The sequence below is a fragment of the Christiangramia crocea genome, assembly GCF_022410465.1.
Taxonomy (GTDB): Bacteria; Bacteroidota; Bacteroidia; order Flavobacteriales; family Flavobacteriaceae; genus Christiangramia; species Christiangramia crocea.
In genome coordinates this window covers 289,410-305,706 of record NZ_JAJSON010000016.1, presented here as the reverse complement: position 1 = coordinate 305,706, position 16,297 = coordinate 289,410, and the positions used below count along the sequence as shown (strand labels likewise).

Annotated in this window: 11 protein-coding genes; 2 read left to right on the top strand and 9 right to left on the bottom strand. The window is 40.0% G+C overall.

Annotated features, from left to right (window positions below; translation table 11 throughout):
- Nucleotides 1–41: 41 nt before the first annotated feature.
- The 3 genes from LU635_RS07355 to LU635_RS07345 form a co-directional block, all read right to left on the bottom strand.
- Nucleotides 42–2,447 (bottom strand): outer membrane beta-barrel protein, encoded by a 2,406-nt coding sequence (locus LU635_RS07355; protein WP_240097713.1) that lies wholly within the window; start codon nucleotides 2,445–2,447, stop codon nucleotides 42–44.
- A gap of 143 nt (nucleotides 2,448–2,590) precedes the next feature.
- A complete protein-coding gene (locus tag LU635_RS07350) occupies nucleotides 2,591–5,542 on the bottom strand; it encodes a serine hydrolase domain-containing protein (protein WP_240097711.1) in 2,952 nt (983 codons plus the stop codon).
- Between the two features lie 39 nt (nucleotides 5,543–5,581).
- Nucleotides 5,582–6,097, bottom strand: a complete 516-nt coding sequence (locus LU635_RS07345; RefSeq protein WP_240097709.1) for a hypothetical protein — start codon at nucleotides 6,095–6,097, stop codon at nucleotides 5,582–5,584.
- 274 nt (nucleotides 6,098–6,371) lie between these two features.
- On the opposite strand from LU635_RS07345, the gene LU635_RS07340 reads away from it, so the two are divergent.
- Nucleotides 6,372–7,643, top strand: coding sequence for an ROK family transcriptional regulator (locus LU635_RS07340; protein WP_240097707.1), 1,272 nt, complete (start codon nucleotides 6,372–6,374; stop codon nucleotides 7,641–7,643).
- A gap of 20 nt (nucleotides 7,644–7,663) precedes the next feature.
- Entirely contained in the window at nucleotides 7,664–9,583 is a 1,920-nt protein-coding gene (gene nagB / locus LU635_RS07335) for a glucosamine-6-phosphate deaminase (protein WP_240097705.1), read from the top strand.
- A 170-nt stretch (nucleotides 9,584–9,753) separates the two neighbouring features.
- Here the strand turns inward: nagB and LU635_RS07330 are convergent, their stop codons facing one another.
- The 6 genes from LU635_RS07330 to murQ form a co-directional block, all read right to left on the bottom strand.
- A complete protein-coding gene (locus LU635_RS07330) occupies nucleotides 9,754–10,977 on the bottom strand; it encodes a C40 family peptidase (RefSeq protein WP_240097703.1) in 1,224 nt (407 codons plus the stop codon).
- A gap of 54 nt (nucleotides 10,978–11,031) precedes the next feature.
- Nucleotides 11,032–11,232 carry an aldo/keto reductase gene (locus LU635_RS07325; protein WP_240097701.1) on the bottom strand — a complete coding sequence of 67 codons (201 nt, stop codon included), beginning with the start codon at nucleotides 11,230–11,232 and terminating at the stop codon, nucleotides 11,032–11,034.
- 11 nt (nucleotides 11,233–11,243) lie between these two features.
- Nucleotides 11,244–12,263, bottom strand: a complete 1,020-nt coding sequence (locus tag LU635_RS07320; protein WP_240097699.1) for a dipeptide epimerase — start codon at nucleotides 12,261–12,263, stop codon at nucleotides 11,244–11,246.
- Nucleotides 12,264–12,289: 26 nt separating this feature from the next.
- Nucleotides 12,290–13,735, bottom strand: coding sequence for a sodium:solute symporter (locus LU635_RS07315; protein WP_240097697.1), 1,446 nt, complete (start codon nucleotides 13,733–13,735; stop codon nucleotides 12,290–12,292).
- Nucleotides 13,736–13,747: 12 nt separating this feature from the next.
- Nucleotides 13,748–15,373 carry a glycoside hydrolase family 10-like protein gene (locus LU635_RS07310; protein WP_240097695.1) on the bottom strand — a complete coding sequence of 542 codons (1,626 nt, stop codon included), beginning with the start codon at nucleotides 15,371–15,373 and terminating at the stop codon, nucleotides 13,748–13,750.
- A gap of 99 nt (nucleotides 15,374–15,472) precedes the next feature.
- Nucleotides 15,473–16,294 carry an N-acetylmuramic acid 6-phosphate etherase gene (murQ, locus tag LU635_RS07305; protein WP_240097693.1) on the bottom strand — a complete coding sequence of 274 codons (822 nt, stop codon included), beginning with the start codon at nucleotides 16,292–16,294 and terminating at the stop codon, nucleotides 15,473–15,475.
- Nucleotides 16,295–16,297: the final 3 nt, after the last annotated feature.

Genomic DNA, 16,297 nt, shown 5'->3' with positions numbered 1-16,297 from the left:
GTTTCAGGTTGCAAAATTAAGAAATTAAGTGGAAGTAAAAATTATGGATTAAGACGTTCTCTTTCAACCTCTTCTATACTACGTTCATTATCGTCCAGCCTGAAGTTTCCAAAGTTGTATTTAAAGCCGATCTGAACGTTCCGATTCTCCTCAAAAGAAGCATAGCTGTTGCTCTGGTTTAAATAGTCTGAAGTCAGCCTTGTATTGGTGGTATTAAAGATATCATTGAAGTTAACGCTAAGTTCCGCGCGTTTGTTCCATAGCTCTTTTCGTAAGCCTACAGAAACTGTGGTCATAGGATCAAGTTTATAGGAACCTGATAAAAAGTCGCTCACATATTGAACAAAGAGTGTTCCTTCAAAAGAGCCGTCCTGAGATAATGTAAAAATATTATATACATAGGCTTGGATTCCTTCAACTTCCCTTGTGACTTCGGCATTATTGCTCTCTACCGCCAAAATAGTATTTTCCTGATGGAATAAAGAGGTGAACGCCTGTGAATACCACCAGTTGGTGAAAGAGAAACCGTGAAATATATCAATTCCGTAGCCTTTGCTACCCAGTAGGTTTTGACTTAAATAACGAATGCTTAAGTTTTCGTTGTCCTGAAAAACAAGTGTTTCAGGGGATTTTCCGTGGTCTCTATAATAAAAATCAAAAAACCATGTGTTTTTCAGGGTGTAATTCAAATTGAAATTGTTGCTTATAGAAGCTACCAGATTCGGATTTCCTGCATTATAATTTGTTTCATTTAGAAAATATCGAAACGGATTTAAACTCTCATAACGGGGCCTGCTAATTCTTCGACTGTAGTCTAAAGCAAAACTATGATTGGCTGAAGCATTATACTGCAAATAAGCCGTAGGGAAAAGTTCAAAATATTTTCGATCATTAATTTCTTCCAGGCTAAGCGATTCGCCGGTTCTATTAGTATACTCTCCTCTTAGACCAGCTTTGGCACTCCATTTCTCCCAATCGTGACTAAAACTTGTATAAAGAGCATAGATATTTTCGTCATACACAAAATTGTCAGAAAGATTATCATATAAATCCTCAAGGTCCCCTTCATTGGAATAGTTAATCCCACTTTCTGAATCTATTTCTGAATATTTTGCCCCAAGGCTGAATGTTGTATTTCCAATGGTTCCGCTATAATCGATTTGCCCCGTTAAAATATTAATATCCTGAGCGGCCTGGGTTAGAAAATCTATTGAATTTAAAAGTTCCCCGGAAGGATTGAAGTATCGGGAATTTACTCCCTGGGTCCTATCCCTGTCAAATATGGTATAGTGAGTGGCAATAGATAATTCTCCACCATTCTCGAAAGAATTGTTATAAGAAAGGTTTAAGGCTACATTACTTTCATCATAATTAACGCCTGACTTGGTTATTAAAGTGGAATCTAATTGGCGCTGAGAATTCATCATCCTGGTGGTAACGTCATTATCAAACTTCCTATTCGGACTAACATTAGCATTCATGGAAAAATTTAGTGCGCTGTGATCGTTTAAATTATAATCCAGGATTGTGTTCACATTATGTGCTTCAGAATTTGTAATTCTTTCAAAATCTGTTTCCCATCGTGAGAAAGGTTCTCCGTTTCTAATAAAATTTATATAGCTGTCATCACTCTTAAATTCTTTTCTTTCTGAATATGAGTAATTGGCGAAGACATTCAATTTTTCTCCCTGAAAATAATGACTGGTTCCCATTTGAAATTTAGGATAAATAGCCTGGGTATAACTGCCTTCTATGCTTCCCTTATATCCGGCAGCAATTGCTTTTGAAGTATGTATACTTAAAATCGCCCCTCCTTCAGCATCATATTTTGCCGGAGGATTGGTAATAATTTCTATAGACTTTATGTTCTCTGCAGAATAGCTCTCCAAAAGGTTTTTCAAATCGGCAGCCGATAAATAAATCTTACGATCATTTAAATATATTTGTACTGAAGAATTTCTAACCATCAATTGTCCCTGACTCTCTATTACTCCCGGGGCTTTTCTAAGTATTTCCCAGGTATTTCCAGAAGATAAATTGGAATTTTCCACATCAAAAACCAGGCGATCCACTTCACGGCTAATTTTAGGTTTACGCGCATTTATTGTTATTTCATCTAATGCGCCGGAATCTTCTATAAGTTTTAATGAATTTAACCTGGTATCACCTTCCACCGTGATTTTTTGAAGAATATCCTCATATCCCACATAAGTGATTTTTAAAAGGTAACTACTATCTTCTAGCTTTTCGAATTCAAAAGATCCGTCTACTTCTGAGATGGTTCCTTTATAAACACTGGTTGAATCCTGAGAATTTAGCAGAATTACATTTGCGAATGCAACCGGATCATTATTTTTATCCGTGATGCTGCCTTTTAATTCACTTTGAGCATTCATTAAACAGGATAACAACAGAAATATATAGGGGGTGAACTTTTTTATAATCATTAAGGTTAAGTCTGGTTTTTGGCAAAAGCTTAACAAATATAGAGTTTCTGAATTTTTAAGCAATAATTTTATTGCCTATCATTCTGAAAATAAAAATGTTAAAAATTTCTGGTTTCCTGACTTAATCTCTCCCTGAAGTCTTATTATTCCTTTATGGCATCATAAAGTACCTGCTGTATCTTTGTTCTTGTATTCAGTTTATACAATCTTGTATTATCCCGTGTTGGCAACACCCTGTTAGACATAAAGACATATAGCAGGTCTACTTCGGGATCAACCCACACCATGGTTCCCGTAAAACCCGTATGACCAAAACTATTTTGGCTGGCATCTTTTGCAGTATTATTGTCCTCTCCCTGGTATTCCAGATTCGGTTTATCAAAACCAAGACCTCTACGATTATCGTTATCCGGAAACTGAGTCCTGGTAAACTCTTTAAGCGTCTCTTCTGAAATATATCTTTGCCCGCCATATTCTCCATAATTAAGATACATCTGCATTAGTTTCGCAAGATCATTGGCATTGGCAAAAAGTCCGGCATTGGCAGAAACACCTCCCATCATTATAGCTCCCTCATCATGAACCCTCCCATGGATAGGCTTATGCCTGAAGAAAAAATCACTTTCCGTAGGAACGATTCTTTTAAGAGGAAATTCTGCCGAAGGCTCATAGGTAAGCGTAGTCGCTCCAAGTTTATCATAAAAATTCTCATTGATATACCTCCTGAAATCCTGCCTGGTGATCTCTTCCACTATCGATGGTAAAAGATAGAAGGCCAGCCCTGAATATTTATACTTTGCTTCCTCTTCCAGGGGTGATTTCTTTATCGCCCTAAATATCTTTTTCTGATAGTTACGGTGCAGCCAAAGATCTTCACTGATCTTTACGGGAAATCTTGCGGAAGAATCTTTCTTAAAGGTATTCCATTTATAGCTTCCGTTATTCCTTATTGTATTCTTCCAGTATGGTATCCAGGGTTTGAACCTGGCCTGGTGTGCGAGAATTTGCCGGAAAGGAACTCCGGCTTTATTCGAATTCCTGAAATAAGAGAGGTAATCGTCAATTCCTGCATTCAGGTCAAACTTACCCTCATCGTGAAGCTTCATCAAGGCTGGTAATGCCGATGAAATTTTGGTGATTGAAGCAAGATCGTAAAGATCATCCTTTTTCACCCTGATTGTGTCGCTATATCTGTGCAACCCGTATGCCTTATACATTACCACCTTGCCGTCTTTGGCAACAAAAACCTGTCCGCCGGGAATCGCCTTGGCATCTATAGCTTCATTCATTAGAGAATCAACCTTAGTATACAGTACTTTGGAATCCATCCCGGCATCCTCGGGAATAGTGTATTTAAATCTGTTAATAGCCTTTACCTCTAGCCCATCTCCCATTCTGAATTTTTCACCAACACTTACCGGTAATTTCCCAGTGGCACCTATCCCGCCAAAAATAAGCTGGGCAGTCATTTCCTGTGTGGTTTCAGAATCCTGGTAGGCCTCTATAAGTACCGAAGACACCTCAATATCCTCAAATTTGTTTAATACGTAAGGGTTCTTGAACAGGCCGATAATGGTTTTTTCGTCTGCAGACAGTTCTTTCACAAACTCCTGAACCTCTTGAGACAAACTTACGGAGTTCCTTGGATATTTACTCTGATCATGTATCCCGGCAATCAAAAGATTGTAGTCCTTCAGTTCTGCTTTTACCGAGTCAATCTGAGATCCATCTGCTTCAACAGGTAACTGAAAATGCTTTACTTCTGTATATAGGCTCAGGCTCTTCTGAAAAACGGTTTCTTTCTCTTCTCCTATGGAAATAGATGCGATCTTAAGCGTATCCAGTCTATGTAAAGGGAGCAGATTGTTTTTATTCTTAAGCACAGTAAGGGAAGCTTCTACCAGTTTTCGGTTCAGCAGAATTGCTTCCGGTGTATTTAGTTCTTCAACAATATCTTCAGTGGATGTGGGACTGTAATCATTCAACCCAACCCATTGTTTTACCGCGAGCACCTTTCTTGCACGTTCATCGATCTCCTTCTGAGTGATAATCCCGGCCCTGATGGCTTTTCTTATTTCGGCGATGGCGCGAGGCACATCTTCAGTAAACTCCAGAAGATCATTCCCCGCAACAATGGCTTTTTTATCCACTACGCCCGGCTCATTACCAGTGGTAACTCCTTTCATGTTCATCGCATCGGTCACAATAAGGCCATTAAAACCAAGTCTCTCTTTCAGTATTCCTGTAATGATAGGTTTAGACAAAGTAGATGGAACTCCGGTGGAATCCAAAGCGGGAATATCCAGATGGGCAACCATCACCCCTCCAATCCCGGCATCGATCAGTTCTTTGAATGGATACATTTCCAGGGAATCCAGCCGTTCCAAGGGATGGTTTATTTGAGGCAGGGCATAATGCGAATCGGTATCGGTATCTCCATGTCCCGGGAAGTGTTTAGCGGTGGTGAGTACCTTATGGTCCTGCATTCCTTTCATGTAAGCTATGCCTTTGGAAGTCACATTCTGTTTATCTTCACCAAAAGAGCGGAAATTAATCACAGGATTTTCAGGATTATTGTTCACATCAACGACCGGAGCAAGGTTGATATGTAATCCGGTTCTTTTCACCTGTCTGGCCACTTCTTCCCCCATCTTATAAATAAGATCATCATTTTGAATAGCCCCAAGCGCCATCTGGAACGGATAACTTATCGTATTATCAAGTCTCATCCCCAGGCCCCATTCGGCATCAATAGCACCAATTAAAGGTACCTCGGCAGCCTGCTGATAATCGTTCATAAGCTCAGCCTGCGTTTCCGGGTCTCCCTGGAAGAAAATAAGCCCGCCAATCTTTTGTTCTTTAATGAGTTCAAGTATCTCCTGTTTATGCTCTTCTCCCCTGTTTGAATAGGCTGCAACAAGAATGAGTTGCGCAATTCTCTCATCGGGCGTGAGTTTGTTCATAATGGAATCTACCCATTTGCTGGTCTGATATTTTAGGAATTCGGGATCTGTTTTCCCGGAACTCTGAGCATTCAACTGCAGACTTAAAAGAAGTCCTGTAAGCATACATAGGATTGGGGTCTTAATTCTCATTTTTTCTTTTGCTTAATTTCAAATTTTTAATTCAGAATTTCATATAGATCTTATTCTTATCCAGCCAGAAAATGACGGGTTCTTGCCAAAAGCTTCAAAAAAGCAGATCCACTTTTTAAAACCTGCAATTTCTATAATTAAAATAAGTACTCCTAAAATTATCAGCTCCCAGCCCGTGCTGTAAATAACAAAACCACTGGTCCAGATGCCTTTATTAACAGGAAAGTAAGCATCCCAGATTTGAGCAGCAATAAGAAATAGTACTCCAATGCCGGAAAGATACAGCACTTTTCCTGTCTGGTTATTATTACTTTGAATCAATTTTCCAATGGCATAACCCGCAATTATATTTAAGGTACTAAAGAGACCTTCAGGATCAAAAGGCACCCCAAAACCTCTCCAAAGGTTTTCCTCCGGAAAAATAAAAAGAGCGAATTTTAAAGCAGCATTACGCTGAAGGTTAAAAGCATGGGGATAACCTCCAAAATGCCACATTACACTCCAGTATAGAAATAAAATTATTCCGCTCAACCAGAGAGCAGATTTCAACTTCAAATGGCGCAGGTACGTTTTATCTTCAATTTTAAGAGAATTATTCATACTAATGTTCAAAGAATCTGCTTCAAGCTTCAATATCTTTTAAAATTACGAGGGAACCTTAATATGCTAAAAATATAAATTTCATTTAAATTAATGATCTTTTATAAATTTTTATAAAAAGTATTTAGAAAAAGGTTTTTTTTGCATAATTTTAATTTCAAATAATTCACTTTCTTTAAAAAAGCTTATTTTGAGGCAAAAAGCGAATTATTTAATTATAGAAATAACAATGGCTAAAGATTTACAAGATTTCCTGGTCACCGAGAAGCAAATTTCCAAACTAACTAATGTAGAGCGAAAGAAGTTTCTCCAGAAAATAAAAATTATCAAGCACCTTTTTTTAAACGGTGAAACCTCTAATGCCGATATCTGCAACCGCTTCAATGTAAGTCTACCTACTTCCATGGCTCTTATAAGCCAGTTAAAAGAAGCCGGAATAGTGGTTAAAAAGGGCAGAGGAAAATCGGAAGGAGGCAGAAAACCTGACCTCTTTGGTTTAAAAGAACATTTGTTCTTTGTGCTAAGTATACATATAGAGCGCTTCAGTATAAAGCTGGCAGTTATTGATAACAACCATAGCATCATTGCCGAGAACACTATTGAAAGTGCCATTTCTCCAAATTCAAATATTGTTGACTCTCTCTACGCTTGGTCTGAAGAACTTTTACAAAATGCGAAGATCAAAAGCGACCAAATAATGGGTGTGGGAATAAGTATGCCCGGACTGGTATCTACAGAAGAGGGTAAAAACTTCACCTACTACCTTACCGAACAGGAACCTGAGTCACTGAGGGACAAATTTGAAAAGACCTTCAATAAGCCGGTAGTGATTCAAAATGATGCAAAAAGTGCCTGTCTGGCTGAATTTAGATATGGTCTTGCCCAGAACAAGAAAGATGTACTGGTGATCTCTATGGACTGGGGTGTAGGTCTCGGTATTATAATGGGAGGTAAAATGCATTCGGGTGCTTCCGGTTTTGCCGGAGAATTCGGGCACATCCCCATGGTGGAAGATGGTTTGTTATGTCATTGCGGAAAAAGAGGCTGCCTGGAAATGGAAGCTTCAGGTCTTGCACTGGTTAGAAAGGTAAAAGAAGGGTTAGAAGCAGGACAAACTTCTATTTTAAGCCAGTTAAAGAAGGAAGAATATGAGAAACTGGAACCAGGACTCATTATAGATGCCGCTAACAAAGGAGACCAGTTCGCTATAAATATGCTTTCGGAAATAGGGGTTAAACTGGGGAAGGGAATCGCGATTCTTATCCAGATTTTCAACCCGGAGCTCATAATTCTGGAAGGGAAGATCTCTGAAGCCAAGCAATTCATCACTACTCCTATCCAGCAGGCGATGAACAAATACTGTATGATGCAATTAAAAGAACGCACAAATATTGAACTATCTACACTTGGTCATAATTCAAGCCTGTATGGTGGCATTATAGCAGTGATGGAAGACATTTTCAAAGACCAGGTGGACCTTATTAAATCTCAAATTAATTAGTAAGAAATTTTAATAAAACTATGGCAAGACTTAATCTTTTGGAAGAGACCAGGTTTGAAAAATTACCGGTTAGTGTATACGAAGATGAACATATTGCTTCTAAAAAGGTAGCTTATCGCATTTCAGATATCATCAAGAGTAAACAACGACGTGGAGAGAATGCCGTTCTGGGACTTGCAACGGGTGCCACACCTGTTGAAGTTTACGAAGAGCTGGTTCGTTTGCACAAAGAGGAAGGCCTTAGTTTTAAAAATGTTATCACTTTCAACCTGGACGAATATTATCCAATGCAGCCCGAAGCTCAACAAAGCTATGTGAAGTTCATGGATGAGAACCTCTTCAATCATATAGATATCAGGAGAGATAATATTCATATTCCGGACGGAACACTCAAAAAAGAAGATATTGCAGAGTACTGTTTAGCTTATGAACAAAAAATATCCGCAGTAGGCGGACTTGATTTTCAAATTCTTGGTATTGGTAGAACAGGGCATATCGGTTTCAACGAACCGGGTTCAGCTCCAAACTCAGGGACTCGTCTTGTTACGCTAGATGACCTTACCCGCCGTGATGCTTCAAGGGATTTTGGAGGAAAGGAAAACGTGCCTACAAAGGCGATCACGATGGGAATTGGGACGATCTTCAAGGCCCGGGAAATTATCCTGATGGCCTGGAGCAAGAAAAAAGCCCCCATCATTCGTAAAGCCGTGGAAGGTGAAATTTCGAGCAATGTACCCGCCACCTATCTCCAATTATCAGAGAATGTAGAGTTTATCCTTGACAAGGATGCGGCCTCCGAGCTTACCAGGTTCAATACACCTTGGCTGGTTAAAGACTGCATCTGGGACGCACAGCTAATTAAAAAAGCAGTTATCTGGTTATCCCGCGAGGTGAATAAACCCATCCTAAAACTTACTGAGGAAGATTATAATGCCAATGGAATGGCGCAACTGGCAACCGAACAGGGTCCTGCCTACGATATAAACATCCACGTCTTCAACCAGCTGCAACACAGTATAACTGGATGGCCCGGTGGCAAACCTAAAGCCGATGATTCCCAAAGACCGGAACGAGCAAAACCCGCAAGAAAACGTTCGCTTATCTTTAGTCCGCATCCAGATGATGATGTGATCTCTATGGGTGGGACTTTTATACGGCTGGTAGATCAGGGCCACGATGTTCATGTGGCTTATCAGACCTCAGGAAATACAGCTGTTTGGGATACCGATGTCTTAAGATATGTTGAATTCACAATAGATTTCAACCAAAGTATTGGAGAAGATACTGCGCAACTTGAGAAGACCTATGAAAAAATGCGGAAATTCATTGAAAAAAAGCAGCCAAATGACCTGGACATAAAAGAAGTTAGAAATGTAAAGGCCTTTATTAGAAAGAGTGAAGCAATTGCCGGAGCACGCTATGCAGGACTTCAGGACAAAAATATCCATTTCATGGCACTGCCCTTCTATGAGACCGGAAAAAAGGTAAAGAATCCTGTTACCGAAAAAGATGTTGAGTTGACCATGAAGCTTTTACAGGAAATCAAACCTCATCAGGTTTTTGCTGCCGGTGATTTTGCCGATCCTCATGGAACTCATATAGTATGTTTTAGAATAATTTTTGAAGCTCTGAAAAGACTTCGGGAAACAGAGGATTGGACCAAAGACTGCTGGTTGTGGATGTACCGGGGTGCCTGGCAGGAATTTGAAGTTCATGAAATTGAGATGGCAGTTCCACTATCACCTCAAGAAGTTCAGAGAAAAAGACATGCAATCTTTCAGCACCAGTCCCAAAAAGACAGACCGGTTTTTCCTGGGGACGATGAAAGAGAGTTCTGGGTGCGAGCCGAGGAAAGGAATAAAGAGACCGCAGTTCACTACCATGAATTAGGTTTGGCAAATTATGAGGCTATGGAAGCCTTTGTAAGGTGGAAATTCTAATAAACGGGGAACTGACAGATCATGAGTTAAGAGTGCTCTATTTTCTCTATCTGAAATATTTATAAAAAGGAAATAGTTTAGTTTGGTTAAATAGTGTTAGTAGATTAGTTGAAAAGCCCCGCGTTGTTAGTGCGGGGCTTTTTATTAAATATAACTCTGTGTTGGCTTTTTTATTCAGAAGTATTTTTTTCAGAAGAATTATCGGTAAAGATATCTTCCTTACTTAAATATTTGATCTGGTTATTTTTTTCATTCAGCAGGCGTTTCGTCCTTAGGTACCTGTTATAATTATATTCATCAAAATCTGTCGCTGTAGTATCAAAATTGCTTATGTGCACTTCCCCCATGGAGTGAATGAATTTATTATTTCCTATCCACATTCCAACATGCACTACCCTTTCTGAAGTGGAATCGGTGGCTGGTCTGCCAAAAAACAGAAGATCACCCGCAACCAGATTTTCAAAATTTCTGGTTGAGTCTACCAGTTTTCCGGTATGAACCTGCTGAGATGCATCTCTTGGAAGTACCATCCCGTTAAGGAAATAAACGGTTTTAGTAAAACCGCTACAGTCTACTCCCTTTGGCGAGGTTCCTCCCCATAAATAAGGCAGCCCCATCAATTCTTTCGAGGTTTCCACAAGACTTTCCTTATCCTGCTCCAGGGAAGTAAGCCAATCCTGGTATGGTCGCGCCTCAGACATTCTTACAAAAGCTTTCTTTTGATTAGGATACCTTACCTCATAAAAACCGTTTTGTTCACTTAAGAGCTCTAGAACATCGCCAGCCACAAGATCACCAACAACTGCTGAAGATGAATTTGCCTCTTTATAGGAAGCACCGAAGGCTTTGGTAAAGATCAGTTTCTTGGCCTTCTTCCATTCAGAAAGTTGCTCATTGGTCATGTTTTCTATTCCACCATAATCAACCCAGGCCAGATAATCATCAGGGGTCTGGACATAATACCAGCCACCCTCCTTTTTATAAACTTTTAAAGGCATCCCCATGGTTGCCTGAGTTACCAGCTGGGCAGAATGCTTTGGCTCATCACGTAAATTGGCTACCGAGATCTTCACGACTCCCATGGTTTTTCCCTCCAGGCCTTTCTCATCCGGTAATATAGATATACTATCTTTATACTGAATATTTTCTGCTTTTAGCCTATTCTGAAGTTCTTCAACCGCCTTAGGTATGTTAGACTCCCCCTTCAGAATATAGCTATCTCCTTTCTTTTTTGCTTCCACATCAAAAAGAGCCACCCGGCTATCGGGAGCATATTCTTCCTGAACCTCTGCTATCACATCCCTGGCCTCGTTATTTTCCTTTTCTTCCTTTTCCTGGCAGGAAACCAGAATTAGGATAAGCATCAGTACTGCGTAATTAATTTTTTTTATCATTTCTGAATTCTATTTATTATTCATTATAAAATCAACTCTATCCCTGTTGCTGGATTATCTGCAGATATCAGCCGTATCAAAAAAATTGATTCCGAGGTCCAGGGAACGGTGAATGGCTTTTTTCGAAACCTCATCGTCCACATCTCCCCAGCCAATTGCAGTGTCTCCGACCATCTCTCCTCCACCTATTGCCCAGGCGCCAAATCCTATTTCGCTTACCTGAAGGTCCGTATTTCCCAATTTCCTATAATTCATATCAAATATATTTAACTGAATTTAAGCAATTTCGTGCCCGTCCCATTCCGATCTGGAAAATGGACCTTTTTGTCATATACTTTTACCCCATCAGCGATATCAGATTTTAAAAGCATGGCTCCATCCATATCCACATAATCCAGTAAAGGTAATAAATGTGCGATTGCTGAAATTCCGATAGTTGATTCCGTCATACACCCCACCATTGCTTTCAGGCCCAGTTCCCGGGCTTCTTTAATCATTCGTCTGGCAGGCGTAAGTCCGCCACATTTAGTGAGCTTAATGTTCACCCCATGAAAAAAGAGAGCGCATTTTTTTACATCATTTTCGGTAATACAGCTCTCGTCGGCTATAAGAGGAAGGGCAGATTCATTATATAATATTTTCATGCCCTCTTTATCATCGGGCTTCAAAGGCTGTTCCAGAAATTCGACTCCAAGATCCTTTAAAGCTTTACTGTTTTCTATCGCCTGCTCGGCAGTCCAGGCAGCATTGGCATCCAGCCTGAAAATGGAAGATGTATGCTTCCGCAATTCTTTTACGATTCTCACATCTTCATCTGTACCCAGTTTGATCTTGTAAAGCGGCCAGGGAAATTCTTTCATCTTCTTCACCATCATTTCAACAGTATCTATCCCAATGGTATAATTGGTAAGGGGTAAATTCTCAAGTTCCAGGCCCCACATTTTATATAAAGGCATTTTATTTCTTTTACCGTGCAGATCATGCATGGCAATGTCAAGGGCGCATTGGGCAAAAGGATTTTCTTTTAAATGTGAAAATGTAAGCTCCCACAATTCCTCAGGCAAAAGCTGAATATTTTCAGCCAAGATCTTTTCCACTCCTTTTATCGAAGCTTTCATTTTATCAATACTAACCCCATAATAAGAAGTTGCCGCGGCTTCTCCATAACCGGTATATTCCCCATCAGATAACTCAAGGATCAAAGTAGGCTGAAAATTGCGGGAACCATGGTTTATGGTAAAGGTATTTTTCAATTCGAGATCAAAAGGATGAAATTTAAGCTCCATAAGATTTCAATTTAAATCGAAGGTTACTAAAAACCTGTTTTTTTCTCATAAAGTAACCAAAGACCGGTAAAGGTGATTGCGGCATTCACCAGAAGAATCTCAAAACCAAACTGGTAACCATAGAACCAATCCATCGAATTCAGATCTATGATAAAAGAAAGTATGGGCGACAGTATACATATAAAGGGTACAAGACGGTCTTTTACCGGCCTGCTGTTTAAAAGCCCGAATGCAAATAATCCCAGAAGTGGTCCGTATGTAAAACCAGCCACTTTAAAAACTGCGCTAACCACACTGGAATCATTAATTGCATTAAAAACTATTATTACCAGAAACATGATAATTGTAAAGCCTATATGAACCAACATTCGGGTCTTTTTCTGATCGTGTTTTTTCTTCTCTATGTCCAAAATATCCACGCAGAAAGAAGTGGTCAATGCAGTTAATGCAGAATCGGCACTGGAAAAAGCTGCTGCTACAATTCCAAGAAGGAATACAACCCCGGCCACTGTTCCGAATTCATTCAATGCTAAAAGTGGATATACCTCATCGCTTCTTTCGGGAATAGGGATTCCCTGATCCAACGCATATTTATATAATAGTACTCCCAGGGCCAGAAACAATAGCGTTGAAAAGAAGAAAGTAATAGAAAACCAAAAAATGTTCTTTTGTGCATCTCCCTTATTTTTACAGGTAAGGTTTTTCTGCATCACATTCTGATCCAGGCCATTCATCGCAATGGTTATAAAGATCCCTGCTAAAAAAGTCTTATAAAAATTCATGTCAGACCTCCAGTTCCAGTCAAAGATCGTTGAAAGTTCACTTTTTGACACAACACCAAATACTTCTGAAACCTTCAGGTCCATATGGTTCATAATCACAAAAATGCTAATTATTACCGCCAGCAGAAGAAAGGTGGTCTGCAGAGTATCTGTCCACACAATGGTTTTGATTCCACCTCTAAAGGTATAAAGCCATATCAAAATTATGGTAGCGAGTACCGTAACATAAAACGGAATACCAAAAGCATCAAAAAATGCAATTTGCAGTACCACGGCAGCCAGAAACAATCTGAATGAAGCTCCTATGGTCTGGGAAACAATAAAGAAGGAGGCTCCTGTTAGGTAGGATTTCCGGCCGAATCTATTCTTTAAATACTCATATATTGAAACCAGTTTAAGATTATAAAAAAGAGGAATAAGCACCAGGGCAATCACCGCATAGCCTACCATATTTCCCATAACGAACTGCAGATATGTCCAGTTCGAATTTCCTACTTCTCCCGGAACCGAAATAAAGGTAACTCCGGAAAGACTGGCCCCTACCATTCCGAAAGCAACCAGAAACCAGGGAGACTGACGGTTAGCGGTAAAGAAGGTATTATTATCACTTTGCCTTGAAGTAAAATAACTTATACCTACCAGGAGTAAAAAATAACAGCTTATAACACTAAAAACTAAAATGGGACTCATAAAGGGGAGATCTCAATTCACTTTTAATGCTTTAAACTCACTCTGTTTCCCGGTTCGGTCTACAGCAGTAACTCCTATCTGTTCCATCTTCTTTTTCTTGTTTCCTACGATATACTGAAGACTATAAGATTTTGTTCCCTGATCAAGAATTTTATAATCCCAGTTTCCGCCTTCATATTTGAAATAAACCACCCATCTGAAAATATTATCATCTTCAGGATGGTTCCAGTTTATGTGAAGTCTGTCGTTGTTTACAGAAGTCTGAACCTGCGGAGTTTCAGGGGAATCCTTATCCAGCCACGGACTTGCTGGAACCAAAGTTCTTTTTTTATAAGGACCCTCTTTTAAAGCTATCGCCAGTGAATCATGCGCCACCAACGGACCAATGCTCCAGTGAACCGTGCCTTTACTTTCCGGGAGCATTCCCCGGGTAATCATAATCTGATTAATAGTTTCATCAATATTTTTATCATCACCTCCCAACCCAACATTGATACCGGGCCATAAGTGACGGTTTTCCCTATTTTCACGTTCCCACCATCCAAGAAGCTCCGGAAAACTCTGTCCTTCCTGATTGATCCTCCAGTACAACTGAGGCGTGAAATAGTCTATCCAGCCTTCATTAAGCCATAATTTGGCATCGGCATACAGCTTTTCATACTGATCATATCCTGTTACTGATTGAGGATAACCTGGTCGCCATATACCAAAGGGACTGAGCCCAAATTTAACATATGGCTTTTCAGTTTTGATCTCATCGTAAACCCTTTTAATGAACTTATTTACATGCTGACGGCGCCAGTCGCCTCTTAATAGGTCTCCACCCTGAGATTTATAGGTATTCCAACTAATATCATCGGGAAAATCCTTTCCATTATTATAGGAATCGTAAGGATAGAAATAATCATCAAAATGTACCCCGTCAATATCATATCTTTTTACAATATCCATTACAACCGCTGCGGAATGATCCTGGGTGCCCTGCTTTGACGGGTCTAACCACCACATACCGTTTTCCAGTTTCACCGCCAGATCGGGTTTTTTTTTAATAATTGAAGCATCACTAACCTCGCCCCCGGTAGTATGATGAGCTCTGTATGGATTCAACCATACATGTAATTCCAGTCCGCGATTATGTGCAGCCTCGATCCAGAATTTTAAGGGATCATAATAAGGTTCCGGAGCTTTACCTTGTTTTCCTGTCAGGAAGTAAGACCATGGTTCCAGTTGACTGTCGTAAAACGCATCAGTTTGTGGCCTTACCTGAAAGATCACTGCATTAAAATTATTTTCCTTTAGAAAATCAAGCAATTTAAGTGCTTCCCTTTGCTGTTCGCTGGTGGACAACCCAGATTTACTTGGCCAGTTAATATTCGCTACTGTGGCCACCCATGCTGCCCTGAATTCATAAATATCCAGTGGAGGCGCCATCTTAGTAACTTTAATCTCCGGCTGTTTCTCTTCTGGTTTTTGAGGTTCCTTTACTACAACCGGGGGCTTCTCCGAAAGGATAGTATCCTGTGGTGTTGTTTTTTCGGCAAGTGGAGGTTCAGGTTTGGAAACCGGATTAGTGGTCTTACAGGAAGCTAAAAAAACCGCAGTAAGATATACTAAGAATCTAACGGAATGTCTTAACATTTGATTTGGGTGTACTTGATTTAACTTATCTTAATTTTACAGAAAAGTCCTTCAAAATAGTTTTTAAAGGACTTTATGAACAGACCACTAATAGTGGTATTACTTATTATCAGAAAACGCGGCGATGGCCTTACGAACACTCCCGTATTTCTTTAAAAGCTTTTCCGCTTCCTCTTCATCTATCCCAAGCTCTTCCATGATCATTCTGGTGCCACGTCCAACCAGCTTCTTATTTGAGAGTTGCATATCTACCATCTTATTGCCCTTTACCCGGCCTAGTTTAACCATTACCGTAGTTGAGATCATATTGAGAACAAGTTTCTGCGCAGTTCCGGCTTTCATCCGGGTACTCCCGGTAACAAATTCCGGTCCAACAATTACTTCGATGGGGTACTCGGAAGCTTCGGCCAGGGGACTTTCTGAACTACAGGTTATACACCCCGTAGTTATTCCATTTTGGCGGGCGTCCTTTATTCCTCCGATAACATAGGGGGTGGTACCGGAAGCTGCGATGCCTATAAGGACATCCTGTTTTCCTATATTATATTCCTGAAGATCTTTCCAGGCCTGGTTTGTGTCGTCTTCGGCATTCTCTACTGCCTTACGAAGTGCAAAATCTCCACCGGCAATAAGCCCTATTACCATATCATCACTTACTCCATAGGTTGGCGGACATTCGGAAGCATCCAGAACCCCCAGTCTGCCACTCGTTCCGGCTCCTATATAGAAAAGTCTTCCGCCTTCTTTCATTTTTGAAACGATCACTTCAATAAGTCTTTCTATTTTTGGAAGTACTTCTTCTATTTTTTGAGGTACGGTTTTATCCTCTTTGTTGATATTCAAAAGCAATTCTGAAACACTCATCTTTTCAAGATGGTCATATTTAGATGGCTTTTCAGTATCAGGCTTCTTACTTTCCATTCT